Here is a 25,208-nt window from a genome sequence, read left to right on the forward strand (position 1 = left end):
GGTATGACAACGCGTTATACGCTCGCGGTCGTCGGCATCGGCAAGATCGCGCGGGACCAGCATCTTCCGGCGATCGCCGCGCAGCCCGGCTTCGAGCTCGTCGCATGCGCGAGCCGCAATGCGGCCGTCGATGGCGTGCGCAATTACGCGGACATCGACGCGCTGCTGGCGGGGGAATCATCGCTCGATGCGGTGTCGCTCTGCGCGCCGCCGCAAGTGCGCTTCGAGCAAGCCCGCGCGGCGCTCGAAGCAGGCAAGCACGTGATGCTCGAAAAGCCGCCGGGCGCGAGCGTCAGTGAAGTGGAAGCGCTGAACGAGATCGCGCGGGCCAACGGCTGCACGCTTTTCGCAAGCTGGCATTCGCGGGCGGCGAGCGCGGTGGAGCCGGCGCGCGCGTGGCTCGCATCGAAGGAAGCGGGCAATGTGCGCGCAGTGGAAGTGCGCTGGAAAGAGGACGTGCGGCGCTGGCATCCGGGTCAGCAATGGATCTGGGAGCCGGGCGGGCTCGGCGTGTTCGATCCGGGCATCAATGCGTTGTCGATCGTGACGCGGATCCTGCCACGCGAGATCGCCTTGCGCGCGGCGACCCTCACCGTTCCGCGCGATACCGCGACGCCGATTGCCGCCGAGCTGGAGTGCGTCGATACGAACGGCGCACCGGTGCGCGCAGTGTTCGACTGGCGTCATGGCCCGGTTGAAGAATGGGCGATCGACGTGGATACGGATGCGGGCCGCCTGTCGATTCGCGAAGGCGGCAAGCGCTTGTCCATTGCGGGCGAGGACATCGCGCTCGGACCGGAGCGTGAGTATCCGGCGCTTTACGAGCGCTTCCACGAGCTCATCGCGCAGCGTGAAAGCGATGTCGATGTACGTCCGCTGCGGCTCGTCGCCGATGCGTTCTTATTAGGCGCGCATGTCGAGACGGAAGCTTTCGGCCGCTGAAAAAAAACGCCCCGCTTGCGCGGGGCGAAACATCAGTGTGTGACTAGGACACTGACTACGGGTGCTTCAAACCCACGTGAAGTCTACGCACCCGAGCAGACCGATTTAACCAGTAAACTCCTAAAGAATAGAACGATCGTGCCTGTCACGCGGCCTCGTCCGGCCGAGTCAGGCGCAGCGACATGAACAACGTGTCGTGATAAGCGTCTTCGATCTTGAGCGCACGCGGTTCCCGTGCGTAGACGCTGAAGCCCGCCGCTTCATAAAGACGCACGGCGGCGCGGTTGTCCGGCGAGACCTCCAGCTTCACTTCCTCGACGACGCCGCGCGCATGCTCGATCACGTCGTCGAGCAAGGTCGCGGCAAGTCCCGATCCGCGCGCGCCGGATCGCACATACATGCCCCAAAGCACGCCCTTGTGCCGCATCTTCGCGGGCGACGGAATCATCAGGCCCGCGACGCCAGCGAGGCGCGCATCGACCGAAAACGCGCCGAATACCGCATGATCCGCGATGCGCGCGGCGAACCATGCGAGCGGTTGCGCGCTTTCGTCGTCGTAAGCTGCGCCGAACGCGGCGGGGAACTGGCGCAGACCTTCCAGACGGACCTCGCGGAAGGCGGCGGCATCGGCGGACCAGAGGCGGCGGATCATGTCGAAGCGCTCCGGAAGCGCGATGCATGCGGCGCACGCATCCACAAAGTTTCTGACGTTCTTGCCTAAAAACGAGGCGCGAGGTCATGGCCGTGTAAACTAGCGGGTTTTTGCCTCCGGTGGAATCGTGCAACCCAAGAAGCGCACGGCGGTCAGCGGCCCGGCGCTCGTGCGCCTTCTGGCGCGCTTTGCCGATCTCGACGTACACGAACCCGGCGCCTCGCTCTCCGACAAGCTGAGCCAGTGGCTCGGCTGGACCGATGCGATCGCGCTGTCGACGGCGCTCAACGGCGAGCCGCCTGCTATCGGCGGCGCGCGATCCGCATCGGCGGCGCAGCAAGACGCCTGTGCGCGCGTGCGTGCGTCGCTTGCGAACGCCATCGCGCCGGCGAAAGCCGCCGCACCGCTGCGGCATCGCGCGAGGGAAACCGTGCCGCAGGGCGACGTTCCGGTCGATTACGCGGTGTATCGGCAGCGCTGTCTTTCGCTGCAACAGGCGATGGAGTCGGACATCGGCGCATTGCGCGGCCGCATGCGCGCGGTGCTCGCGACGCAGTCGGATCGCGCGGCGCGGCTCGCCGTCGTCGATGCCGTGATGGAACAGGCGCTTGGCGCGCGCGAGCGCACCTTGTTCGCGCAGGTTCCGGCGCTGCTCGGCAAGCATTTCGAGCGCATGCGCCGCGCGAACGCGGAGACGGACGGCGCGTCCGCCTGGCTCGACGCGTTCGAGAAGGACATGCAGAGCGTGTTGCTCGCGGAACTGGATGTACGTTTTCAACCGGTCGATGGTTTGCTTGCGGCATGTCACGCCGCGCACTGAACGCTATGCCCCGATATCTTTTACATGTAGCAGTCTTCCTGGCTGGCCTTCTGGCCGTTTGCGGTATTGCCATTGGTTATATCGGCTCGAACGCGCTCGCGTTTGCCGTCACGCTCGTGATCGGCGCGTGCTATCTCGCCGGCGCGTGGGAGTTGCAGCGTTATCAGCAGACGACGCGCGCTCTCGCCGATGCCCTGGACCGCTCCGCGACCGCCCCCAAAAGCCTCGGCGTATGGCTCGAACAGGTGCCCGCCGGGCTGCGGCACGCGGTGAGGCTGCGCATCGAAGGCGAGCGAATCGCGTTGCCGGGGCCGGCGCTCGCGCCGTATCTCGCCGGCCTGCTGGTGCTGCTCGGCATGCTCGGCACCTTGCTCGGCATGGTCGCGACGCTGCGCGGCACGGGCGCGGCGCTCGAAAGCTCGACCGATCTCGCGGCGATCCGCGCGTCGCTTGCCGCGCCGGTTACGGGCCTCGGCTTCGCGTTCGGAACGTCGATTGCGGGCGTCGCGACTTCGGCGATGCTCGGCCTCCTCTCCACGCTATGCCGCCGCGAACGGCTGCACGTCACGCAGACGCTGGACGCAAGGATCGCGACGACGCTGCGCGCTTTCACGCAGACGCATCATCGAGAAGAGACGTTCAGGCTGCTTCAGCGGCAGACTGAAATCATGCCGAAGCTGGTCGATCGCCTGCACGCGATGATGACCGCCATCGAGCAGCAGAGCGTGGCCGCGAACGAGCGGCAGCTTGCGAATCAGGCTGCGTTTCATGCGAACACGGAGACGGCGTACCGGCGTCTTGCCACTTCAGTGGAACTGTCGCTCAAGCAGAGCGTGGCCGATAGTGCGCGTGCCGCAAGCGCCGCATTGCAACCCGTCATGCAGGTGACGATGGATGGCATCGCGCGCGAGACGGCGGCGTTGCACGCGAACATCGAAGGCGCGGTGAAGCGGCAACTCGAGGGCTTGTCGAGTGGCTTCGAAGCGTCGGCTGCAAATGTGGCGGGGATCTGGGATCGATCGCTTGCCGCGCATCAGGCGGCCAACGAGTCGCTCGTCGGCAAGATGGATGCTTCGATGGACCGCTTCGCGCAGGCGTTCGAACAACGTTCATCGACCTTGGTCGATGGCATGTCCGCGCGATTCGACGAAGTATCGGGCGAACTGCGGGCTTCCGTCGTGAAGATCGCGGATCAGCTTGGCGACTCGCTGCAGAAGCATGAGCGGGCGAGTGCGGCGCTCGTGACGCAAGCGGGCGCGTCGCTGGACGGCTTCACGCAAGCGTTCGAAGGACGGTCCGCCACGCTCGTCGACGGCCTGTCCGCGCGATTGACCGAGGTATCGAGCAAGCTGGCCGAATCGGTCGATAAACACGAGCACGCAAGCGCGGCGCTGGTCACGCAAGCGGGCGCATCGCTGGATCGCTTCGCCGCGACGGTCGAAGCGCGTTCGACGCATCTGCTCGATGGCTTCTCGTCGCGGCTCGAAAGCACGTCGACGAACCTGTCCGACGCATGGCGCGGCGCGCTCGGCGAACAGCAACGCACCGGCGAGCAACTCGCGGCGCAGCATCGCGATGCCTTGAACGCCGCAGCGGAACGCTTCGAGCAGCATTCGGCGTCGTTGCTGCGTTCCGTCGATGACGCGCACGCCGGCTTGCGCGGGGACATCGCATCGACGCACGACGCGCGTCTGTCCGCATGGACCGATGCCCTCGCCGCGATGGCCGCCGCGCTGCGCGACGAATGGCGGCAATCGGGCGCGCTCGCGGAACGCCGCGAGCAGGAAGTCGTGGAGACGCTTGCACGCACCGCACGCGAGATCGCCGAAGAGACGCGTGCTCACACGAGCGGCATGATCGCGGAGATCGAACGGGTCGTGCAGGCGGCGTCCGTTGCGCCCAAGGCGGCTGCGGAAGTCATCGCCGAAATGCGTCAGAAGCTCTCCGATTCGATGGTCCGCGACACCGCGATGCTCGATGAGCGCAGCCGCTTGCTCGCGACCGTCGAGACCTTGCTCGATGCAGTCAATCACGCGTCGAACGAACAGCGCGTCGCGGTCGATGCGCTCGTCGCGACTTCGGCGGATATGCTCACGCGCGCCGGCCAGCAGTTCAGCGACAAGGTCGAAGCGGAGAGCGAGAAGATCGGCGCAGTGGCCGCGCAAGTCACGGGCAGCGCCGTCGAGGTTGCGAGCCTCGGGGAAGCATTCGGCGCGGCGGTGGATGCGTTCGGCGCGTCGAACGAGACGCTCGTCGCGCATTTGCAGCGCATCGAAACCGCACTCGACAAGAGCCTCGCGCGCAGCGACGAACAGCTCGCATATTACGTCGCGCAGGCGCGCGAAGTCATCGACCTGAGCACGCTGTCGCAGAAGCAGATCATCGAGAACTTGCAGCAGATCGCGGCGCAACGTGAGCTTGCGGGAGCGCGTGAATGAACGACGAACTCGACGCCGGCACGGAAGCCGCCGCGCCAATCTGGGCTGCTTTCGCCGACTTGATGTCGGTCTTGCTCGGCGCGTTCGTGTTGATTCTCGTCGCGGTCATCGGCGTGCAGTTGCAGCTATCGACGAAACTCGAGCAGGCCGTCAAGGAAAAGCAGCAGGAAACGCAGCGGCGCAAGACGCTCGAAGAGGCGCTCGCGGGACCGCTCGCATCGGGACGCGTGACGCTCGTGAACGGGCGCATCGGCATTAGCGGCAGCGTGTTGTTCGCGTTGAATTCCGACCAGTTGCAGCCGCAGGGACGCGATCTTTTGAAGAGCCTGGCCGGGCCGCTATCGGCGTATCTCGGCTCGCGCGGAGAGATTCTGATGGTCAGCGGTTTCGCCGACGACCAGCAGGTGCGCGAAGGCAATCGGCGCTTCGCGGACAACTGGGAGTTGTCGGCTAAGCGCGCGTTGACCGTCACGCGCGCGCTGATCGATGCGGGCGTGCCGCCGTCGTCCGTCTTCGCGGCCGCGTTCGGCTCCGAACAGCCGGTGAGTTCCAATGCCGACGACGAAGGCCGCGCGAAGAACCGTCGCGTGGAGATATCGCCGGTGCCGCGTCCGACGAATGCGCCGGTGAAGCCGCATGGATAACGCGATCCTCGACGCATGGCGCGCACGCGGCGAGGATCGCGTGAATCCCGTGCGCTTCGGCCTGATCGATGCGATAGCCCGGCGTGCAATGGCGCACGAGGGTGAAGCGCGGCGCATCATCGATGCAAGGCTCGCGGCGCTGATCGAAGACTATGCGCGGGAGGTCGAGGCCGCCAGTGTCGCGGCTGAACCGCCGCCGGAACGTGAGACACAGCTTGCGTCGTTAGTGGAAGCGATCACGGTGCAAGCAGCCTCATATCCTTCGCATGCCGAACTACTGGATTATCTTCGGACCGTATGGTCGAAGGTAAGCGCGGAACGGCAATTGCGCGAATCGCTGGAACAGGTGCCGAAGAACGCGGGGCCGCTCAATTCGAGCAGCCTCGTGCACCGGTCGTTGGCGCTGATGCGTGAGGTATCGCCGGCGTATCTTCAGCACTTCCTCGCCTATGTCGATACCCTCGCGTGGATGGAAGCGATGACAGGCGCAAATGCGCCTGCCGGAAAAGATGCGCCGCGTGCGAAGAAGTCCACGCGCGGCGGTGCGCGTTAGCGCATCACGCCAGCCAGCCCTTGATGCTGCTCGCCATCATATTGGTCGAGATACCATAGCGGTCGTGCAGCGTGGGGAGCGCGCCCGCATCGAGGAACGCATCAGGCAGCGCAATTTGCCTGTAGGCCGGCGTGACGCCCGCGCTCAGCAGCGTCGTCGCGACCGCTTCGCCGAGACCGCCGATGACCGTGTGATTCTCGGCGACCACCACCAGCCGCCCTGAACGGCGCGCCTCACGGATGATCGTCTCGGTGTCGAGCGGCTTGATGGTCGGCACGTGCAGCACGGCTACGTCGACCTTGTCGGCTTCGAGCGCCTTGGCGGTTTCGAGTGCGCGCATCGTCATGATGCCCGACGAGATCACGAGCACATCGGCGCCATCGCGCACGAGCTTGGCCTTGCCGAGTTCGAACGTGTAGTCGTACTCGTCGAGCACGGCGGGGACGTTGCCGCGCAGGAGCCGCGCATAGACCGGGCCTTTGTGCGCGGCGATGGCGGGCACCATCTGCTCGATGTCGAGCGCATCGCACGGATCGATCACGGTCATGTTCGGCATCGCGCGCATCAACGCGAGGTCTTCCGCCGCCTGGTGGCTCGGCCCATAGCCCGTGGTGAGGCCGGGCAGTGCGGCGACGATCTTGACGTCGAGATTGTCTTCCGCGATCGTCTGATGGATGAAGTCATACGCACGGCGCGTGGCGAACACCGCATAGGTGGTGACGAACGGCTGCGCACCTTCATGCGCGAAGCCCGCAGCCGCGCCCATCAGTAATTGCTCGGCCATGCCCATCTGATAGTAACGCTCCGGAAACTCCTTCCCGAAGATATGCAGGTCGGTGTACTTGCCGAGATCGGCCGTCATGCCGATCACGTTCGTCTTCGCGCGTGCGAGTTCTGCAAGCGCATGGCCGAACGGCGCGGAACGCGTGAGTTGCCCTTCACCCGCGATCGACGCGATCATCGCCGAGGTCTTCAAACGCGGCTTCTTTTCGATAGTGCTCATGCTTGTCTCCTGTGCCGACCGGAGGCTTCGCCCCGGTCACATACGATTTACTTGCCCGCTTCGAGTGCTTGCAGCGCGAGTTGCCACTCGTGCGCGTCGACGCGAATGAAGTGATTCTTCTCGCGCTGTTCGAGAAACGGCACGCCGCAGCCCATCTTCGTATCGCACACGATGATGCGCGGCTTCGCTTCTTTCAGGTTTCGCGCGTTGTCGAACGCTTGTTTCACCGCGTCGATGTCGTTGCCGTTCACGCGCTGCACATACCAGCCGAACGCTTCGAGCTTCGGCACGAGCGGCTCGAATGCCATGATTTGCGTCGACGGGCCATCGGCTTGCTGATTGTTCACGTCGATCATCGCGATCAGGTTGTCGAGCTTCCAGTGCGCCGCCGACATCAGTCCTTCCCAGATCGAGCCTTCGTCGAGTTCGCCATCGGAGAAGAGCGTATAGACGAAGGACTTCGAGTTCTTGCGCTTGAGTCCGAGGCAACGGCCGACGGCGATCGTGAGTCCCTGACCGAGCGATCCGCCGGACATCTCCATGCCGGGCGTGTAGCTCGCCATGCCGGACATCGGCAGGCGGCTGTCGTCGCTGCCATACGTTTCGAGTTCCTCTTGCGGCAGGATGCCTGCTTCAAAGAGCGCCGCGTACAGTGCGATGGCGTAGTGACCGTTCGACAGCAGGAAGCGGTCGCGCTCTTCCCAGTCGGGATTCCCGGGCTGGTAGTTCATCGCGCCGAAGTAGGCGACGGCGAGCACGTCGGCGATATCGAGCGCCTGGCCGATATAGCCCTGGCCTTGCACTTCGCCCATCAGCAGGGCGTTGCGGCGGATACGATAGGCGCGCTCGGCGAGCGTGACCTCCTCGATGACGGGTGTGCTCATGTTTGTCTCCTGAAGTTAGTTGATGACGCTTAGCGGTTCACGGTCTTGGCGGGCACGAGGAACACCAGCCCCGCGCCGACGACGATCGCCGTCGAAATGAAGATCAGGCCGGCAGTGGACTTGCCCGTGAGATCGTTCAGCCAGCCGACGATGGCGGGCGAGAAGAAGCCCGCGAGATTGGCGAAGCAGTTCACGGCGGCGATGCCCGCAGCGGCCGACATGCCGCCCAGCACGGCGGTAGGCAAGGACCAGAATTGCGACGATGAAGCCAGGATGCCCGCGGCGGCCACGCTCACACAGACGATCGACGCTCCTACGCTGCCCAGCATCGGCAAGGTGGCGAAGCCCGCTGCGGCGACGAGCATCGGAATGGCCAGATGCAGGCGGCGTTCGCGGCGCTTGTCGGCGCTCGCACCGATCAGCGGCAGGGCGATGATGGCGCACAGATACGGGATCGCGGTGAAGATGCCGACCCACAGCGGGTCCGCGACACCGGCGCGGCGGATGATCGTCGGCAGCCAGAACGTGAGGCCGTATTGACCGAGCACGACGCAGAAGTAGATCGAAGCCATGAGCCACAGACGGCGGTCGCCGATGAACGCACGAATCGACACGTGCTCGACGGTTTGCGACTTGTCCTTCTCGACGTTGCGGGTCAGCAGCGCCTTCTCGGCATCGGTGAGCCACTTCGCACCGGCAATGCCGTTGTCGAGATAGAACAGGATGACGACACCGAGCACCAGCGAAGGCAACGCTTCGAGAATGAACAGCCACTTCCATCCGGCAAGACCGTGAACGCCGGCGAAGGCATGCAGGATGTATCCCGAGAGCGGCCCGCCGACGATGCCTGCAAGCGGAATCGCCATGAAGAACAGGGACAGTGCCTTGGCGCGTCGCGCAGCGGGGAACCAGTACGTCAGGTAAAGAATCACGCCGGGCGCGAAGCCCGCTTCGGCCACCCCGAGCAGGAAGCGCAGGACATAGAACATCGTTGGCGTCTTCACGAAAACGAAGCATGCAGAGATGACCGCCCACGTCAGCATGATTCGCGCGAGCCAGTTGCGTGCGCCGACGCGGTGAAGAATGACATTGCTTGGTACTTCGAACAGAAAGTAGCCGAGAAAGAAGATGCCCGCGCCCATGCCGTACACCGTTTCGGAGAAGCGCAGGTCGTTCAGCATTTGCAGCTTCGCGAAACCGACGTTCACGCGGTCCAGATAGGCGCCGAGATAACACAACATCAGAAAGGGGATGAGGCGGCGTCCGACCTTGGCATAGGTCTTCGCTTCGAAGCTCGCCGTGTCAGTCGACGATGCGAGGTCGGCCGCGATGGGCGGCGCGTTGAGTCTGCTCTTCATGCTTGTCTCCTACCGTATGTCGGCGGGTTGCGCCCCGGTTCTTCCGGGTGCGCCTGAAGCGCCCGCGTAACGGGCGCGGGGGAACGTCAATGAATCAGCATGCCGCCGTTCACGTCGAGCGTGACGCCGGTGAGGTAGCTCGACAAATCGCTCGCGAGGAACAGGCACGCGTTGGCGATATCCGCGGCATCGCCGAGACGGCCGAGCGGAATGCCCTTGATGATGTCCGCGCGCATGTCGGGCGTGAGCTTGTCACCGGTGATGTCGGTTTGAATGAGGCCCGGCGTGATGGAGTTGACACGGATATGGTCGCCGCCGAATTCACGCGCCATCGCACGGGCGAGACCAAGCACGCCGGCTTTCGCGGCGCTGTAATGCGGTCCGCCGAAGATGCCGCCGCCGCGCTGCGCCGATACCGACGACATGCACACGATGCTCCCGCTCTGCTGCTTTTTCATCTGACCGATGACGGCTTGCGACATGTAGAGCGTGCCGCGCAGATTGACGTCGATGACGGCGTCGAAGTTGTCGCTGCTGATTTCGAGCGTTTTGATCGGCTGCGTGATGCCTGCGTTGTTGATGAGCGCATCGATGCGGCCATATTTCTCGATGGCCGCGTTGGCGGCGGCGACGCAGGCCGCTTTGTCGGTCACGTCGCAGGCGAGGCCGAGGTGGTCTTCGCCGATATCGCGTGCAGCCGCCTGGGCGTCGGCTTCCCGCAGATCGAGGATGACGATGCGAGCGCCCTGTGCGGCGAGCGCCTTGGCCGTCGCCTTGCCGATGCCGCGCGCCGAAGCCGCGCCGGTCACGATCACAACACGATTCTCTAGCAACATGACTGTCTCCGTTGGTTGTCTGGTGTAGACGCAGTGTGTTCGCACTGGACCTGACGATCAACGCAGTTAGCCTCAACTATTGCTGAGAAATTTTCAGGTATGGCGGGATGCGCGGCTCTCGATTTGCGCGTCCATCCACGCAAGGAACTTCGCGACGCGTGGCAACTGCGCATTCTGGCTCGGGTAAACCAGATGATGCGCGCCGACTTCCACCGCATACTCGCGTCCGAAAACCGGAACGAGCGAGCCGCGTTCGAGATGTACCGACGCGAGCATCGTGCTTTCGAGCGCAATCCCGTGCCCCAGCGCGGCGGCTTCGAGCGACATGTACGAGCGGTCGAACGAGAAGTCGAACGCCTTGCGCTTTGCCGCGACGCCGAACTTGCCGAACCATTGCTGCCATTGCACGAGCGGCGACTCGGAAAAGATCAGGCGGCGTTCGAGCAGATCGTCCGGCGATGCCACTGGAAAGCGTTCCAGATATGCACGCGATGCGAGCGGCGCGATGGTTTCATGGCGTAGCGTCTTCACTTCCACATCGGTCCAGTGCGCGTAGCCGTGGCGCACATCGACATCGTAAAAGCCTGACGTGAACGACACGTCTTCGTATGAACAGGCGAGGTTCATCTGAATGTCGCCGTTGGCTTCCTGGAACGCAGCGAGGCGTGGCAGCAGCCACATGAGCCCGAAGCTCGGGCTCGAATGAATGCGCAATATCTCGACGGATGTTTCGCTCGATGCACGCTCCGTCGCGCGATTGAGTTCGGCAAGCGCGCCGGTGACGTCCGCGAGATATTGCGAGCCCGTGGGCGTCAGCACGAGTCCGCGTCCGAGCCGTGTGAAGAGTGGCCGCCCAACGATGCTTTCCAGGTTCGCGAGCTGATGACTGACCGCTGACGGCGTGAGGCCGAGTTCATCGGCTGCGCGATTGACGCTCTTGGTCCGCGCGACGCTTTCGAACGCGATGATGGATTTCAGCGGAGGCAGGCGCATTGTTGTTTATTCGCTCGATATCGGCTGGAGCAAGTTTATCGCGGATGGAAATGCAGGGCTTGGAAGCGACCGCCATTGAAAGTCATTTTATGAAGATTAATATGGCATGCGAAGCGATCGAGCTTGACGAAAATGCGTTGCTACACGAGGATAGCGGTCCTTTTCTACTGTCTCTTACTATTCGATGTTGAACTGCCTTCGCTCGCGCTGGGCCGCGATGTGTGGCGCGCTTGCGCTTGCGTGGTTACTTGCCGCCGTTCTTGTTTGCTGGTCGGGTGCGAGGCTGCCTTATCGCAAAGCGGATCTTGCCGTGGTCTTCGGCAATGCGCTGACCGGCGCCGCCGCCCCTAAACCCATCCTCGCGGCGAGGCTCGATGCCGCGTTGCAATGTCATCGCGACGGCCTGTGCACGACGTTCTTCGTCAGCGGAAGCATCGACGGACCAGGGCTCGACGAAGCGGCGGCGATGCAGCGCTATCTCATCGAGCGCGGCGTGCCCGCGAGTCGAGTCATCGTCGACAACGAGGGCGACAACACGCTCGCCACGGCGCGTCATGCGCTGGCCTACATGCGCGCGCATGGCATGTCGAGCGTGATGCTCGTGAGTCAATGCCATCACCTTGCGCGTGCGCGGCTTGCGTTCGAGCGGGCGGGGGCAATGGATATTCACGGAACGTATCCGCGCACGCTGCGGCTCATCGATTTCTATTCGGCGTGGCGCGAAGTGCCAGCGTATGCGGTGTATCGCGTGCGGCTTGCGATGAATCCGGAAGCCAAGGCGGTGTCGTTTCGGCCGGTGCTGTTCCTTCTCAAGGCGTTGGGATGGTCGCGGGCGTGATTCACTTTCGCAATACGCATCTAACGGTCATTCGTTGAAGGCGCCTTGCAATCGCACGCTCTACGCGTGCATCGACAGCTTGTTGAAGCGCTTGCTTCAGGCTTCCCTCGGCACGCGTCCCATCAGATAGAACTCGTCGTTGGGCCGCATCGATATGACATTCGCCATGCGATTCGACAAGCCAAAGAACGCAGTGATGGCGGCGATATCCCGCGCGTCTTCGTCGCTGAAACCGTGTCCTCGCAGCATCGCAAAGTCGGCTTCGCCGACACTGCCCGACGCGCGGCACACCTTGAGCGCAAAGTCGAGCATGGCCTTCTGCCGTGGCGTGATATCCGCCTTGCGATGGTTGACCGCCACCTGATCCGCGAGCAACGCATTCTTTTCATAGATGCGCAGAATTGCGCCATGCGCGACGACGCAATAGAGGCAATCGTTCACCGCGCTCGTCGCCACGACGATCATCTCGCGCTCGCCCTTCGTGAGGCCGCCGTCCTTCAGCATCAATGCATCGTGATAGGCGAAGAACGCCCGGAACTCTTCCGGCCGATGCGCGAGCGTCAAGAAGACGTTGCGCACGAAGCCGGCCTTATCCTGCACTTCGAGAATGCGAGTGCGGATGTCGTCAGGCCAGTCTGCTGGATTCGGAACGGGAAAGCGGCTGATGGGCGAACTGCGCATATTGTCTCCGTTATGGGATCGAGTATTGCTCGATCACGCAGTATGCCGCAGCGCAAAGCCGCTTACTGAGTTCACTGACCTTTATTGCCGCCGCTGACCGAAGAGGAGCTGATTGGCGCGCCCGGCTGTGACGACGTGCCACCCTGACCACCCGGCGTGGCCGGCTGCATGCCGCCCGACGAACCTTGCCCCGGCGTGCGAACGCCATCGCCGGCGCCGCCAGTTCCGCCGCCCGGCGTGCGCGGTTGCATGCCGCCAGTGGATCCCTGGCCCGCATTGCCGCCGCTCTGCGAAGGCGTACCCGCATCCGCAGCGAATACGGCGCTCGACACGCCCAGCGCGAGCACGCCCAGTAGTCGCTTAATCGTTCGCGCTTTCATGTTCACTCTCCTGACAGTGGCGATGCGTGCGTCGCCCGCACCGCCATGTCCATGACGGCGCGGCGCGAATCGGTCACTGCACGGCAGCGTAATCACGGCTGCCGTTGACCGCCCTGATGCATCGGTTGCTTCTGCTGATTCTGCTGCAATTGTCCTTCCGCCTTGCCCTTCTGTTGATCGTTGCGAGGGTTCGTCGGGTTAGTCGGATTCTTGTTTCCCAGCTTGGATTCAGGCATCTGCTTACTCCTTGCAATGAGGGTAGGGACTCTCCATGTTGCATACCGCGTTCCTGCATCCCTCACGAAGCGCGCCCGATTCCGCCATCGGTGTGCTGATCGTCATGTCCCCGGCAATAGCGGTCGATCAACCGGCGCGCCTGCTCCACGCCGGCCCGCACAGCCTCATCGGGCGTCGCCCAGTTTGGGCCGACGGGTTCGACATCGGGCAACGCGACCGGAACGTTCTCGCGGAACGCTTCGATACGGGGCGTCCAGTCGCCAGTACTGATCTGTTCCGCCGTGACGGTCACGTCGTATCCGTCGAATGAAAATTTTTCGCTTTGCATGCGACCTCCGCTCGATGGTGTCCTGCTCGAAAGCGATGAAGCAGGCAACGTGCCGGTCGCCGCGCCGTGGTGCAGGACTTGCTATAGGTCGTCAATTGCCATGCACTACACGACGAATATGAGAGCTACCATCGTGTCGCACGAAGTGCCGCCGGAGTCGTCCGCGGCGGAGATTCATCGCTTCAGCTTCAAACTGGACGACGGCAATGCGCCGCCGTTGACGGAGTCGATTTCCTTGCGAACGGCGCGCGTGATCGTCGATAACCTTGCCGATGGCAATGCATTCATCAAGATGCTTCATGCGATCGTGAAGACGCCGCCGGGCGACTACGATTCACTCGTCGGCAAGGATTTCCCGGACCACTACAGGAGCAATCCGGGCGCGGATCGCCGCATGCCGGGACCGGACAGCGAAGGGCCGCGTCCCTAGGACGCGCGCTGTCTCGCGAGAAAACGATCGAGTTGCGCGGCGAAGTTCTTGCCATCGCGAGGGCTATAGGGCGACGGGCCGCCTGTATCGACGCCGCTGCTGCGCAACTGATCCATCATCGCGCGCATCGTCAGCCGTTCTTCGATATTCTCCGCGCTGAACCACACTCCGCGCGGGTCGAGCGCATGCGCGGACTTGGCCAGCACCGCAGCGGCCAAGGGAATATCGGCGGTGATGATGAGATCGCCGGGCTGCGTCAGTTCCACGATGCGCGCATCGGCAATGTCGAAGCCGGCAGGCACTTGAATGGCCTTGATGTAAGGGGAAGGCGGCGTGCGCAGAAATTGATTGGCAACGAGGGTCACGCACACCTGAACGCGCGGTCCTGCGCGGAACAGAATGTCCTTGACGACGGCGGGACACGCGTCGGCATCGACGAGAATTTGCATGGGGCGGCTCGAACAACGAAGAGCGCGCATCTTAACGCACGCTCAGCCGGTTCAAGGTTCGGCGACTACGCTTCCGAGTCCGGCTTGCTGCGCGGATGATCGCTGCTCGCGGCGGGGTCGACGTCCGGATCGATGTGATCGTTCTCAGGCGTATAAGGACCTTGCTCCGGATGATCCTTGCCCTTGGGCACGAGCGACGCGTCCATGTTGCCGTGTTCACGCTGCTCGATGGTGCCGTCCGATTTCTCCGTGACGTCGCCTTCGCCGATCGCTTCGCGCCGTTTGTCCGCGCGCTCGACCGGATCGGATGGTTCGGGTTTCATATACATGTTCCTTGCGATTCGAGGACAACGCGACGCGCTGCCCTCTCGTGATGATCAACCTGCGCTGCCGAGCTCGGGGTGCTTGTGGGAATGCGTCGCGGCATGGACGAGTTCAAAATGGGCGCCCTTGCCGCTTCGTGTCGGCGGAAAGTGCTCGCCTTCCACACACGTCACTTCGAAAGCCGAGCCGCCATCGCCTTCCCTGACGACTCGATAGATGCCCGAGGTTTCGACCTTTTGCCCCGGTTTGTGTTGCTCGGCCATGCGTGCCTCCCGTTGAGTTTCGGTGACACGGGTAAAGCAATCATCGTTCCGCGGTGCGTCCGGCGGGGCGGTCGGCGGTGAGGGAAGACAACAGCTTCAGCAGGCTTTCCACGTTGACGGGTTTGACGAAGTGATAATCGAAGCCTGCGGATTGCGCGCGCAAGCGGTCTTCCGCTTGTCCATATCCAGTGATCGCGACGAGCAGCGGTGCGCTCGCGCCCTTGCGTCGCAAGCGGCGCGCAAGTTCGTATCCGTCGATGTCCGGCAGGCCGATATCGAGCAACGCGACATCGGCTTCGAACTGCGATGCCGCCAGCGCTTCCTCGGACGAATACGCCACGCGCGTGACATGTCCCTCGGATTCGCACAGCATCGCGAGAGAGTCGGCGGCGTCGCGATTGTCGTCCACGATCAGCACGCGCAACGCGGCTTGCGTGCCTATCGAACCCGCTTCGGACAGCGCGAGCGCCGAATGCCGTTCGTGATGATGCAGCCGTGGCAGGCGCACGGTAACGGTCGTGCCGAGGCCCGGCCCCGGACTTTGCACGGTGATGGTCCCCTTGTGCATCTCGACGAGCTTCTTCACCAGCGATAGCCCGATGCCGAGTCCGCCATTCGAGCGGTCGAGCGTGCGCTCGCCTTGCGAGAAAAGCTCGAACACCTTCGGCAGAAGATCGGCGGAGATGCCGGTGCCCGTATCGGCGATCACGATGGACACCCAGTCCTGCTCGGCCTTCACGCTGACCGAAATCTGCCCTTGCTCCGGCGTGTACTTGGTGGCGTTGTTGAGCACGTTGACGAGTATCTGCGAGAGGCGCGTGACGTCGCCGCAGACCCAGGTCGTCGCATCGGGGACATCGACCTGTATGTGCTGCTTGCGCGCTTCCACCATCGCGGCGATGGCTTCGACCGCGTGATAGACGGCCGTGCCGACGAGCACCGGCTCCGTCTTCAGCGCGATACGCCCTTGCGTGATCCGCGACACTTCGAGCAGGTCATCGACGATGCGCGTCATGTGCTCGACTTGCCGGCGCATCAGTTCGACAAGCTCACTCGTGCGCGCGGATACGCCTTCGTCTTTCTGCAACAGCGCGATGGCCGTGCGCAGCGGCGCGAGCGGGTTGCGCAGTTCGTGCGCGAGCATCGCAAGAAATTCGTCCTTGCGGCGGCCCGATTCGCGCAGCACCAGTTCCATGTGCTTGCGCTCGGTAATGTCGATCAGGCTGCCGATGATGCGAAGCGGCTTGTCGTCCTTGCCGCGCTGAAGCAGCGCGCTGCCTTGCATCCATCGCTCGGCCTGTTCGTCTTTCACGCGAAATTCGAACTGCTCGCGCGGGTCTTCGCCGGCTGCAAGACGGCGCACGAAGCGGTCGAGCGCCGGCGCATCGTCGGGATGCACGCGGGCCAGCGCCTCTTCATACGTGATCGTTTCGATCGGCTCCGTGCGCAGCTTGCCGACGGTCTCGAACATCAATGACCACGTAGCCAGTTCCAGCGAAATGATATGAATCTTCGCGGCCTGCATCGCAACCGTGAGGCGCAGGCTGCGTGCTTCTATCGCTGCTTGCGCTTCGTATCGCGGCGTGACATCGGTCGTGGTGCCGAACCATTCCTGCAAATGGCCTTGCTCGTCGTAAAGCGGCGCCGCCTGCGCCTGCACCATGCGATAGACGCCATCCCTTCGATACATGCGGAATGTGAGCGTCGTCGGGCCGCCCTGATGCACGGCTTCGAGCCATGCCTCGCGCGTCTGCTCGCGGTCATCGGGATGAACGAAGTCGAGCCAGCCCCAGCGCGCCAGTCGCTCGTGCCGCGCGCCCGTGAAGTTCTCCCAGTCGCCGCTCGACGGATGAATCTCGCCGTTGGCGTCGGCGGACCAGATGAGCGCACCCGTCGATTCCACGAGCGCGCGATAACGCCGCTCGCTCAGGCTCAGGCGCTCTTCATCGGCGCGTTGTTCGCTGATATCGAAACTCACGCCATAGACGCGTACCAGCGTGCCGCGCGGATCGAATTCGGGGTTGCCTCGCATGCGCAGCCATCGGCGGGTAGCAGGGCCGCCGTCGAGCATGAAGTCGAATTCGAACGGGCCGCCGTCGCGCAGCGCCTGCGCGAGATTGCGTTGAAAGAGTTCGCGGGACTCGGGCGCGACGCGGTCCCAAATCTCCGAGAGCATGGCGGTTTCAGTGCCTGCCGGAAACGAGTACATTGCCGCGAGTTGCTGCGTCATGCGCACGACGCGCGTCGTCATGTCCCATTCCCACGCGCCCATTCGCGCGCCCGCGAAGGCCAGTTGAAGACGACGCTCGCTTGCTTCGTAAAGCTCCCATGCATGCCGGCATTCGTGAATGTCGATGGCGACGCCCACGGTATCGGCGATGCGCGCTTCTTCGTCGCGCCGCGCCTGAAGATGGAGCGTATGCCAGCGGAATTCGCCGTCCGCGCGCAAGAGGCGCACGTCGACGTTATTCAGGAGCGTGTCGTTGCGCATCTGACGCACGGCGTCGCGCACGAGCTCCTCGTCCTGGTGATGAATGAATTCGCGCCAATGCCTGCCGACCAATTCCTCAGACGCAAGGCCCAGATAGCGGCACGCCCACGGATTCGCGTACTGAATGAGTCCGTCGCGCGCCGCCCGCCATACGAACGAGGGAAGAAAGTGAGCAGGATCGTACATGGTCGTCCTTGCTGCGGTTGACGGCGCGGCGCGTCGTTGCTTTCTGCGTACGGATACCACATCGCACTTAGAGACGCACGCACGGCCGTGCGTTTGATGCGTTCAACCCGCTTCGCCGACCGCGTTCGGATCCGGCAACGGCTGGCCTTTGTTCTCCTGTGGCGGATCGGGTTCGTTCGTGAGGTTCTGCTTTTGTTCGTCGCTCAGGCGTCGATCCGCAGTAGTCGGATCCGTGGTGGTCTGCCTGGGCGGCGTCGGGCGATCGGTTGACTCGGCCATATACACTCCTTCTGTCATTGGATGAGCGTGTTGCTCAGGGCGCTGGTTGCATCACGCGTGCCTGACGCCTGGTCGTGCCTCAACACCTTGGGTATGGTCGATGCTGCGAAGAACCTTCGAGCTTCGCATGCCTCGTCAAACACCTATGACCACGTTTTCCCGGCGCGCCGCTGCACACTGGGCCGCATCGATGGCGTTCCTTGTTGCAGGCAGTTTGTCCACTGATGCGGCGACCATCACGTCCGCACCTTTTGGCGCGACGCAGCAAGGCCAGCCCGTCGTGCAATACACGCTCGCGAACGCGCGTGGCGTGTCGATAACCTGCATGACCTATGGCGCCATCGTCACGCGAATCGATGTGCCCGACAGACGCGGACGCCGCGCGGATGTCGTCCTCGGCTTCAGCTCCGTTGCCGACTACGAGCGATACAACGGCAATATTCATTTCGGCAGCGTCATTGGCCGCTATGCGAATCGCATTGCACAAGGCCGATTCACGATTGATGGCCGGACCTATCAACTGCCGATCAACGATCCGCCCAACACGCTGCACGGCGGACCGCGCGGCTTCGATGAAAAGCTCTGGAGCGTCGTGCGTACGTTTCAGAACAACACGGTCGCTGGCGTGCAATTGCGCTATGTCAGCCCCGACAACGAGAACGGCTTCCCCGGCACGTTGACTGTCGACGTGACGTACACGCTGACCGACGATAACGAAGTGCGTATCGACTATCGCGCGAAGACGGACAAGCCCACTGTCGTCAATCTCACGAACCACAGTTACTTCAATCTGGCGGGCGAGGGCAGCGGAAGCGTGGAAGGGCAGCTCATCATGATCGCCGCGTCCACGTATACGCCCACGCGCGCCGATTCGATACCGACCGGCGAGATCGCATCCGTCGAAGGCACGCCGCTCGACCTGCGCGCACTGACGCCGATTGGCGCGCGCCTGCGCTCGTCGTTTCCACAGTTGCGTCATGCGCGCGGCTACGACCAGAACTTCAAGCTCGACAAGCCGGGACAGCGCGACGGCGAACCTGCCTTCGCCGCACGCGCCTATGATCCCGCGAGCGGCCGCGTGCTCGATGTCTATACGACGCAGCCGGGCTTGCAGTTTTATACATCGAATGGACTGGATGGCAGCGTGGCCGGCGTTTCCGGAACCACATACCGTCAGACCGACGGCTTCGCGCTCGAAGCCCAGCATTTCCCCGATTCGCCGAACCGTCCGTCTTTTCGGTCCACCGAACTTCGGCCCGGGGATGAGTATCACGAAGTCACGGTCTGGAAGTTTGGCGTGCGTTGACACGCTGCGCTTGCGCGAGTAACCGATACGGTCGTCCTCAACACGACCGTACCGTCATCGAGCGGTTCATGCGCGGTGAAGCCTGCTGCGAACGTAGAAGACCGCGGGCTTTACGTCAACCTTTCGCATCACGCGTGCAATGTAAATGAAACGGTCGATGCAGCGCGAAACCCCTTCGCGCTTGCGATTTCATAGGCGATCGTCAAAGACGCGAATCCATTGCCACCGACCACGAGAACGTGCGATGCTTCGCTGTGCTTCATATCCCATGAAAATGGAAGGCGCGTGCGGGACCAGTCCGGGTCATCGCCCTTTGAAGGAGTGAACATGATCGTACTGTCGCGGTATCGTCAGGCGCGTGATGCGTCGCAGCACCTGGCGCATGATGCGCGCCGTCTGCTGGGTGCGTGGATTCTGTTGAGCGCGGCAAGCGTCGCTCATGCCGATGCGCAAAACGGCTATGTCGTCCCGCCGCCGCCCAGTGAGTTATATGGCGAGCTTTTCGTCGCCGTGCAGACGCAGCAGATTTATCCGGACCAGAAGACTTTCGTCGATGCCACGCCGAAAATAGCCCCTGCGCAAATCAACGCGCTCTACCTGCAACAACGCGCGGTGCCGGGCTTCAGCCTTTCGGCGTTCGTCGCGCAGTATTTCACGCCGCCGACCGATCAGGTCATCACGCCGCCGCCGAACCAGACACTGCGCGATCACATCAACTGGCTATGGCCCGCGCTGACTCGCAATACGTCGACGGTGCCGCCGTACAGCACGCTCATCCCGATGCCCAAGCCTTACGTCGTGCCGGGCGGGCGTTTTCGCGAAGGCTATTACTGGGACACCTATTTCACGATGCTCGGTCTTCAGGAAGCCGGCCGTGAAGATCTCGTCGACAACATGCTCGACAACTTCGCGTATCTGATCGACACCATCGGCCACATTCCCAACGGCAATCGCTCTTACTACGTGAGCCGCTCGCAGCCGCCTTTCTTCTCGTACATGGTGGAACTTGCCGCGCACAAGGAAGGCGGACGCGTGTATCAGCGTTACTTGCCGCAAATGCGCCGCGAGTATCAGTACTGGATGAAAGGCGCGCATTCGCTCGAGCCGCGCGGCGCGGTGCGCAACGTGGTCATGCTGCCCGACCGTACCGTGCTCAACCGCTACTGGGACGAGCGCGACACGCCGCGCGACGAGTCGTATCTTCAGGACGTGACGACTGCCAGCGCCGTCCATGACCGCCCCGCGAACGAGGTGTATCGCGATCTGCGCGCGGCGGCGGAAAGCGGCTGGGATTTCAGTTCCCGCTGGTTTGGCGACAACCGGACGCTTGCGACGATCCGCACGACGTCGATCGTGCCCATCGACCTCAACAGCCTGATGTTCCATCTGGAAACGACGATAGCGCGGGGCTGCGGCGAAGTGCGCGACTTCGGATGCGTCGCCGAATTCATCGGCAAGGCGGCAAAACGCGCCATCGGCATCAACAAGTATCTCTGGAACAGCAACGGCTATTACGGCGACTATGACTGGAAGCTCGGGCAGCCGCGCAACAACCCATCGGCGGCAATGCTTTATCCGTTGTTTGCAGGGGCGGCGTGGCCGGATCGCGCGCATGTCACCGCGCGTACCGTGGAGACCTTGCTGCTCAAACCCGGCGGCCTCACGACGACGACGTATAACACCACGCAACAGTGGGACGCGCCGAATGGCTGGGCGCCGCTGCACTGGATCGCCGTGCAGGGATTGCGCCGTTACGGCCGCGGGGATCTCGCGCAGCAAATAGGCACGCGCTTTCTCAGCGACGTGAATAACGTCTATGCCACGCAGCAGAAGCTCGTGGAGAAGTACATCGTGGAAGGAACGGGCACGGGCGGCGGCGGGGGCGGCGAATATCCGCTGCAGGATGGCTTCGGATGGACGAACGGCGTGACGTTGCGTCTACTGGATCTTTACGCGCCCGGACAATAGCCGCGCGCTGCGAGGCGGCATGCGTTTCGCCGCCTCGCGTGATGCTTACTCCAGCCCTTCGACCACGCGGAAGTCGCGCTCGCAGGCGTCGCCGAGCACGCGCAACGCTTCCTGATACTTGTCGCCGTTGAACGTGGCGAGTGCCTGTTCGAGCGAATCGAACTCGATCAACACCGTGCGCTCCGCGATGCCTGCGCCATGCACCGTCGATGCGACGCCGCGAGCCAGCGGACGTCCGCCGGCTTCCTTGATCGCTACCGTCGCGAGCTTCGAATATTCCGCGACTTGCTCGGGCTTATGAATCTTGCGGTATGCACTGACCCAATATGCTTTAGCCATCTGAATCTCCTGTTTGTCGTTGAGCGCCTTGGCGCGATGCGTCGATGCGAGGGCGAGCATAGCAAAAAATCGCGTTCGATTTCATGCACCCGATTCTGCGCAAACCAGTGAAGAGTGCTTTCCTTGGCTAGGGGTTAACCCGGGAAAACGATGAGCCTAGACTTCGTTCATTGCTTCGACGCGTAGCGCACGGGGCAAGCACCCAATCACTGGAGTCTAGAAAATGAAGTCTTCGATTCGCGCAGTAGTTATCGCAACCGCTCTCGTTGTTCCCGCGTTGTCGTTCGCGCAGGGTAGCCAGATCACGCGCGCCCAGGTCCGTGCCGAACTCGCGGAATTGCAAAGCGTCGGTTATCGCGCCGGCGACGGCGATCAGGCGCATTACCCGCAAGCCATTCAACAAGCCGAAGCGAAGCTCGCGGCTCGTCAGGGCGCGACCGCCTATGGCGGTGTGTCGAATGGCACGGCGCAGTCGGGAAGCGGCGTCTCGCAAGCCGACTGGAACGCGATGTACACGCGCTAAGCGCACCAGCCGGCAAATGGTTTAGTCTGCGGCGTATTTGCGATCAAGCTCGTCGAACAGGGGTTTGTCGACGAGTCTCTGGCGCTCTGCAAAGGGCGCGACGATAGCAGGATCTTCGTCGAGCCTGCCATGCTCCTTGAGCGCACCCAACGCCGTCTGCATGCCGCGCACCGCGCTTTGCAAAGCCGCGTTCGCATACAGCACGAGGCTGAAGCCCAGCCGCTGCAATTCTTCGCGGCCCGTCACGGGCGTTTTCCCGCCGATCACGATGTTGATCAATTGCGGCGCAGCGACGAGCTTGTTCAACGACGCAATCTGCTCTTGCGTTTCAATCGCTTCGATGAAGAGAATGTCCGCGCCCGCTTCGACGAACCTGTTTGCGCGTTCGATCGCGGCATCGAAGCCCTCGACCGCGCAGGCATCCGTGCGCGCGATAATCTGAAAGTTCTCGTCCTCGCGTGCATCCACGGCAGCGCGAATCTTGCCGACCATCTCGTTCGTCGAGATGACGGCCTTGCCCGCGAAGTGGCCGCATTTCTTCGGCATCACCTGATCTTCGAGTTGAACCGCGTCGGCGCCCGCGCGCTCGAGCGTTCGTATCGTGTGGCGCACGTTCAGTGCGTTGCCGAAGCCGGTATCCGCATCGACGACGAGCGGCAGATCGACGGCGTCGCGGATGCGCGTCGTGTGTTCCGCCACTTCCGCAAGCCCGATGAAGCCGAGGTCCGGCATGCCGAGCGACATATTGGTGACGCCCGCGCCGGTGATGTAAAGCGCCTCGAATCCCAGATCGGCGGCGACGCGCGCGCTCATTGCGTTGAATGCGCCCGGCAGGAGCAGGCCACGGCGTGCATTCACCAGTTCACGGAACGCGGCGCGGCGGCGGGAAGAAGATGTGGTCATGGCTGAATATCCGGAAATAGAAGATCGGGCGTCGAGGCACGCCATGCCGATGTGCAGTGCATGCATGCCATAGCCCGCCATGTTAAAGCGTACGGAGCTTCGGCGCTAACGCCAAAGCCCGTTCTATTTCCGTTGCGCTTGCCGGATGCGCTAACCGCCCGAGACCTGAAGCGGCCGATCCGCTTTCGCGCGCAAGCCGTACGCCGTGAGCATCCGGTAAAGCGTCACGCGCGAGATACCCAGTTCATCGGCTGCTTCGCCGAGCCGTCCCCGGTGACGCAGCAGCGCCACTTCGATTGCCTGCCGTTCCGCCGCTTCGCGTGCCTGAGCAAGCGTCGTCGGCGCGGCTTCGACATAATCGCCGAGTTCGAGGTCGCTCGCGAGAATCTGCCGGCCTTCGCACATGACGATGGCGCGTCGCACTCGATTGATCAGCTCGCGCACGTTGCCCGGCCAGTTGTAGTTGTGAAGCGCCGCGATGGCGCAAGGCGAGAAGCCGCGCAGCCGCCGGCTCGCATCCTTGCGGAAGCGTTCGAGCATATGCTCGGCGAGCAGTTCGATATCCTTGCCTCGCACCCGCAACGGCGGTTCGTCGATCTGCAGCACGCACAAACGGTGGTACAGGTCAGCGCGAAAACGTCCTGCGAGCATCGCGCTTTGCATGTCGACGTGCGTCGCCGAAATGATGCGGACATCGACGGGCGTCGAGCCTTGGCCGCCTAGCCGTTCGATCTTGCGCTCCTGTAGAAAACGCAGCAGGCTCGCCTGGCTTTCGAGCGGCAAATCGCCGATTTCGTCGAGAAACAGCGTGCCGCCGTCCGCCGCTTCGACGCGACCGATCTTGCGTTGATTCGCGCCGGTGAATGCGCCGCGTTCGTAGCCAAATAGTTCGGACTGCAACAGATGTGGAGGAATCGCGCCGCAATTGATCGCGACGAACGGCTGCGCACGGCGCGCCGAGCGTTCGTGAATGGCATGCGCCGTCAGTTCCTTGCCGGTGCCCGATTCGCCTGAGATGAAGACGGGCGCGTCGGTCATGGCGACTTTGCGAATCGAGCGATACAACGCCTTCATCGGTTCGCAGTCGCCGATCATGCCGCCTTCGGCAGAGTCGGACCGGAGCGGATCATTGCTGGCTGCATCGTGCAAAGAGACCATGCCGTAAGCGTGACCCACGGCATCGACGATGCGGTCCGCCGACGACGGCACGGTGACGTAGTCGAAGCAGTAGTCGCGTATCAGCCGGCATAGTTCGGGATCGTCGGCCTGAGAGGCAGCGACCGTCGCGACCCAGCCGATGCGATAGCCCGCGAGCAAAGCGGTGAGGGCGGCGATATCTTTCGCGCATTCGCCGCTCGTCAAGTCCACGATGCCGGCCGCGGCGCCTTTTCCGTGCCTCGACAATTTGCCCTGTTTCGCGGGATTGACGTATTCGATCTTCCAGCCGCGTGCGTGCAGGCGTTCGGACAAGTCCTCCGAAACGGTACGGCCGACGTAGTAGAGCGTTCTAGGTTCCCCGTACATGGCTTCTTCTCTCAGATATTTGTGTGTTTGTAAGCACAGTATCCATTGGAATCGCCGAGGCAAAAAGCGGCGCAAACGATATGCGTCTTTTAAATGTTTACATTGGTCTAAGCATTGCGATTGAAAAAGCTTGAGCACATTTTGCGAAACGGGCGTACTTATCTGCGGTGAAGATGCAGGCATTTAACGTCAAGCGCCGCCATATAAGGGCGAGCGGGCGGAATGTTTTACTCGGCCGCTAAACGAGTTGATTGACGCATCTCTTGCTGTCGAGGGTTAACCCTCTGAGCTCACTTGCCGTTGCGCATCGTTGCGCCGGCGCGCGCATTCGCGGCCGCATTCGCTGAATTTGCGGCGTTGGCACCATTCGCGCTGTTCGCCGTGTTGCCCGTGTAACCCGGGGTCGGCGCATTCGCGTTCGGCGAATTCGAGTACGCGCCCGGAGACGACTTCGGCGGTTTCGGCTGCAGCGTCTGGTTGATGACACCGATCTGCCCGAGCTTCTGCGCGGCGCGGTTATCGGCGTGCGCGGCTTCGACGACGAAGACTGCGGCTACACCCAGCGCGAGTGACGCAACGGCGATGCGATTGCTTGTCATGATGCCCTCCACGATCGGCGCTCGATGCGCCCAGCAG

General features: G+C 63.0%; 29 protein-coding genes. 10 read left to right on the forward strand and 19 right to left on the reverse strand.

The features are described 5' to 3' along the window. Window positions 1-3 precede the first annotated feature (3 nt). Window positions 4-942, forward strand: coding sequence for a Gfo/Idh/MocA family protein (locus LDZ21_RS21585; RefSeq protein WP_244795954.1), 939 nt, complete (start codon window positions 4-6; stop codon window positions 940-942). Between the two features lie 145 nt (window positions 943-1,087). Here the strand turns inward: LDZ21_RS21585 and LDZ21_RS21590 are convergent, their stop codons facing one another. Further along, complete coding sequence (locus LDZ21_RS21590) at window positions 1,088-1,594, reverse strand: GNAT family N-acetyltransferase (RefSeq protein ID WP_244795955.1); 507 nt, start codon at window positions 1,592-1,594, stop codon at window positions 1,088-1,090. A gap of 124 nt (window positions 1,595-1,718) precedes the next feature. Here LDZ21_RS21590 and LDZ21_RS21595 point away from each other — a divergent pair, with 124 nt between their 5' ends. Genes LDZ21_RS21595 through LDZ21_RS21610 form a run of 4 tightly spaced genes read left to right on the forward strand, consistent with a single transcriptional unit; the run spans window position 1,719 to window position 6,049 of the window. Beyond that, window positions 1,719-2,414, forward strand: coding sequence for a DUF3348 domain-containing protein (locus LDZ21_RS21595; protein ID WP_244796707.1), 696 nt, complete (start codon window positions 1,719-1,721; stop codon window positions 2,412-2,414). Window positions 2,415-2,419: 5 nt separating this feature from the next. Further along, the gene (locus LDZ21_RS21600; RefSeq protein WP_244795956.1) at window positions 2,420-4,852 is read left to right on the forward strand and encodes a DUF802 domain-containing protein; all 2,433 of its coding nucleotides are present in this window, start codon (window positions 2,420-2,422) and stop codon (window positions 4,850-4,852) included. Next, entirely contained in the window at window positions 4,849-5,496 is a 648-nt protein-coding gene (locus LDZ21_RS21605; RefSeq protein ID WP_035960145.1) for an OmpA family protein, read from the forward strand. The genes LDZ21_RS21600 and LDZ21_RS21605 overlap by 4 nt, the downstream gene beginning before the upstream one ends. Then, entirely contained in the window at window positions 5,489-6,049 is a 561-nt protein-coding gene (locus tag LDZ21_RS21610; protein ID WP_244795957.1) for a DUF2894 domain-containing protein, read from the forward strand. Before LDZ21_RS21605 ends, LDZ21_RS21610 begins: the two co-directional genes overlap by 8 nt. Window positions 6,050-6,053: 4 nt before the next feature. Here LDZ21_RS21610 and LDZ21_RS21615 read toward each other — a convergent pair whose 3' ends face one another. The 5 genes from LDZ21_RS21615 to LDZ21_RS21635 all read right to left on the reverse strand — a co-directional run bounded on the left by LDZ21_RS21615 (window position 6,054) and on the right by LDZ21_RS21635 (window position 11,123). Further along, complete coding sequence (locus tag LDZ21_RS21615; RefSeq protein ID WP_244795958.1) at window positions 6,054-7,052, reverse strand: transketolase family protein; 999 nt, start codon at window positions 7,050-7,052, stop codon at window positions 6,054-6,056. A gap of 47 nt (window positions 7,053-7,099) precedes the next feature. Next, window positions 7,100-7,936, reverse strand: a complete 837-nt coding sequence (locus LDZ21_RS21620) for a transketolase (RefSeq protein WP_244795959.1) — start codon at window positions 7,934-7,936, stop codon at window positions 7,100-7,102. Window positions 7,937-7,965: 29 nt separating this feature from the next. Then, window positions 7,966-9,294, reverse strand: a complete 1,329-nt coding sequence (locus LDZ21_RS21625; protein WP_244795960.1) for an MFS transporter — start codon at window positions 9,292-9,294, stop codon at window positions 7,966-7,968. An 86-nt stretch (window positions 9,295-9,380) separates the two neighbouring features. After that, window positions 9,381-10,130 (reverse strand): SDR family NAD(P)-dependent oxidoreductase, encoded by a 750-nt coding sequence (locus LDZ21_RS21630; protein WP_244795961.1) that lies wholly within the window; start codon window positions 10,128-10,130, stop codon window positions 9,381-9,383. Between the two features lie 93 nt (window positions 10,131-10,223). Then, window positions 10,224-11,123: a LysR substrate-binding domain-containing protein gene (locus LDZ21_RS21635; RefSeq protein WP_035960152.1), complete on the reverse strand. Its 900-nt coding sequence runs from the start codon at window positions 11,121-11,123 to the stop codon at window positions 10,224-10,226. A 310-nt stretch (window positions 11,124-11,433) separates the two neighbouring features. Between LDZ21_RS21635 and LDZ21_RS21640 the strand changes: the two genes are divergently transcribed. Next, entirely contained in the window at window positions 11,434-11,961 is a 528-nt protein-coding gene (locus tag LDZ21_RS21640; protein ID WP_309774968.1) for a YdcF family protein, read from the forward strand. A gap of 96 nt (window positions 11,962-12,057) precedes the next feature. Here the strand turns inward: LDZ21_RS21640 and LDZ21_RS21645 are convergent, their stop codons facing one another. The 4 genes from LDZ21_RS21645 to LDZ21_RS21660 form a co-directional block, all read right to left on the reverse strand. Further along, window positions 12,058-12,642, reverse strand: coding sequence for a peroxidase-related enzyme (locus LDZ21_RS21645; protein WP_244795963.1), 585 nt, complete (start codon window positions 12,640-12,642; stop codon window positions 12,058-12,060). A gap of 71 nt (window positions 12,643-12,713) precedes the next feature. Further along, window positions 12,714-13,022 (reverse strand): hypothetical protein, encoded by a 309-nt coding sequence (locus LDZ21_RS21650; RefSeq protein WP_244795964.1) that lies wholly within the window; start codon window positions 13,020-13,022, stop codon window positions 12,714-12,716. 92 nt (window positions 13,023-13,114) lie between these two features. Then, window positions 13,115-13,258, reverse strand: a complete 144-nt coding sequence (locus LDZ21_RS21655; RefSeq protein ID WP_160174704.1) for a hypothetical protein — start codon at window positions 13,256-13,258, stop codon at window positions 13,115-13,117. A 62-nt stretch (window positions 13,259-13,320) separates the two neighbouring features. After that, window positions 13,321-13,587 carry a DUF6566 family protein gene (locus tag LDZ21_RS21660; protein WP_244795966.1) on the reverse strand — a complete coding sequence of 89 codons (267 nt, stop codon included), beginning with the start codon at window positions 13,585-13,587 and terminating at the stop codon, window positions 13,321-13,323. A 118-nt stretch (window positions 13,588-13,705) separates the two neighbouring features. Here LDZ21_RS21660 and LDZ21_RS21665 point away from each other — a divergent pair, with 118 nt between their 5' ends. Beyond that, window positions 13,706-14,017 carry a hypothetical protein gene (locus tag LDZ21_RS21665; RefSeq protein WP_244795968.1) on the forward strand — a complete coding sequence of 104 codons (312 nt, stop codon included), beginning with the start codon at window positions 13,706-13,708 and terminating at the stop codon, window positions 14,015-14,017. Here the strand turns inward: LDZ21_RS21665 and LDZ21_RS21670 are convergent. The 5 genes from LDZ21_RS21670 to LDZ21_RS21690 all read right to left on the reverse strand — a co-directional run bounded on the left by LDZ21_RS21670 (window position 14,014) and on the right by LDZ21_RS21690 (window position 18,009). Continuing rightward, window positions 14,014-14,466, reverse strand: coding sequence for a YaiI/YqxD family protein (locus LDZ21_RS21670; protein WP_244795969.1), 453 nt, complete (start codon window positions 14,464-14,466; stop codon window positions 14,014-14,016). The two genes, LDZ21_RS21665 and LDZ21_RS21670, sit on opposite strands and share 4 nt — an antisense overlap. Before the next feature lie 65 nt (window positions 14,467-14,531). Next, window positions 14,532-14,789 carry a hypothetical protein gene (locus tag LDZ21_RS21675; protein ID WP_244795971.1) on the reverse strand — a complete coding sequence of 86 codons (258 nt, stop codon included), beginning with the start codon at window positions 14,787-14,789 and terminating at the stop codon, window positions 14,532-14,534. A gap of 54 nt (window positions 14,790-14,843) precedes the next feature. Then, window positions 14,844-15,053, reverse strand: a complete 210-nt coding sequence (locus LDZ21_RS21680) for a hypothetical protein (RefSeq protein WP_244795973.1) — start codon at window positions 15,051-15,053, stop codon at window positions 14,844-14,846. Between the two features lie 40 nt (window positions 15,054-15,093). Next, complete coding sequence (locus LDZ21_RS21685) at window positions 15,094-17,730, reverse strand: PAS domain-containing hybrid sensor histidine kinase/response regulator (protein ID WP_244795975.1); 2,637 nt, start codon at window positions 17,728-17,730, stop codon at window positions 15,094-15,096. 102 nt (window positions 17,731-17,832) lie between these two features. After that, window positions 17,833-18,009, reverse strand: coding sequence for a hypothetical protein (locus tag LDZ21_RS21690; RefSeq protein WP_244795977.1), 177 nt, complete (start codon window positions 18,007-18,009; stop codon window positions 17,833-17,835). A 145-nt stretch (window positions 18,010-18,154) separates the two neighbouring features. On the opposite strand from LDZ21_RS21690, the gene LDZ21_RS21695 reads away from it, so the two are divergent. Both LDZ21_RS21695 and treA read left to right on the forward strand, forming a co-directional pair. Beyond that, entirely contained in the window at window positions 18,155-19,315 is a 1,161-nt protein-coding gene (locus tag LDZ21_RS21695) for an aldose epimerase family protein (RefSeq protein ID WP_404980710.1), read from the forward strand. Window positions 19,316-19,642: 327 nt separating this feature from the next. Next, the gene (treA, locus tag LDZ21_RS21700; RefSeq protein ID WP_244795978.1) at window positions 19,643-21,283 is read left to right on the forward strand and encodes an alpha,alpha-trehalase TreA; all 1,641 of its coding nucleotides are present in this window, start codon (window positions 19,643-19,645) and stop codon (window positions 21,281-21,283) included. A gap of 45 nt (window positions 21,284-21,328) precedes the next feature. Here the strand turns inward: treA and LDZ21_RS21705 are convergent, their stop codons facing one another. Then, complete coding sequence (locus LDZ21_RS21705) at window positions 21,329-21,622, reverse strand: DUF1330 domain-containing protein (RefSeq protein ID WP_244795980.1); 294 nt, start codon at window positions 21,620-21,622, stop codon at window positions 21,329-21,331. A gap of 223 nt (window positions 21,623-21,845) precedes the next feature. On the opposite strand from LDZ21_RS21705, the gene LDZ21_RS21710 reads away from it, so the two are divergent. Next, entirely contained in the window at window positions 21,846-22,145 is a 300-nt protein-coding gene (locus LDZ21_RS21710) for a DUF4148 domain-containing protein (RefSeq protein ID WP_244795982.1), read from the forward strand. 21 nt (window positions 22,146-22,166) lie between these two features. On the opposite strand, the gene LDZ21_RS21715 is transcribed toward LDZ21_RS21710, so the two are convergent. The 3 genes from LDZ21_RS21715 to LDZ21_RS21725 form a co-directional block, all read right to left on the reverse strand. After that, entirely contained in the window at window positions 22,167-23,048 is an 882-nt protein-coding gene (locus tag LDZ21_RS21715) for an isocitrate lyase/PEP mutase family protein (RefSeq protein WP_244795984.1), read from the reverse strand. Window positions 23,049-23,198: 150 nt separating this feature from the next. Further along, entirely contained in the window at window positions 23,199-24,572 is a 1,374-nt protein-coding gene (locus LDZ21_RS21720; RefSeq protein ID WP_244795985.1) for a sigma-54 dependent transcriptional regulator, read from the reverse strand. 290 nt (window positions 24,573-24,862) lie between these two features. Beyond that, a complete protein-coding gene (locus LDZ21_RS21725; protein ID WP_244795987.1) occupies window positions 24,863-25,171 on the reverse strand; it encodes a hypothetical protein in 309 nt (102 codons plus the stop codon). Window positions 25,172-25,208: the final 37 nt, after the last annotated feature.

It is taken from the genome of Caballeronia grimmiae (assembly GCF_022879615.1).
In the GTDB taxonomy this organism is placed as follows: Bacteria; Pseudomonadota; Gammaproteobacteria; order Burkholderiales; family Burkholderiaceae; genus Caballeronia; species Caballeronia grimmiae.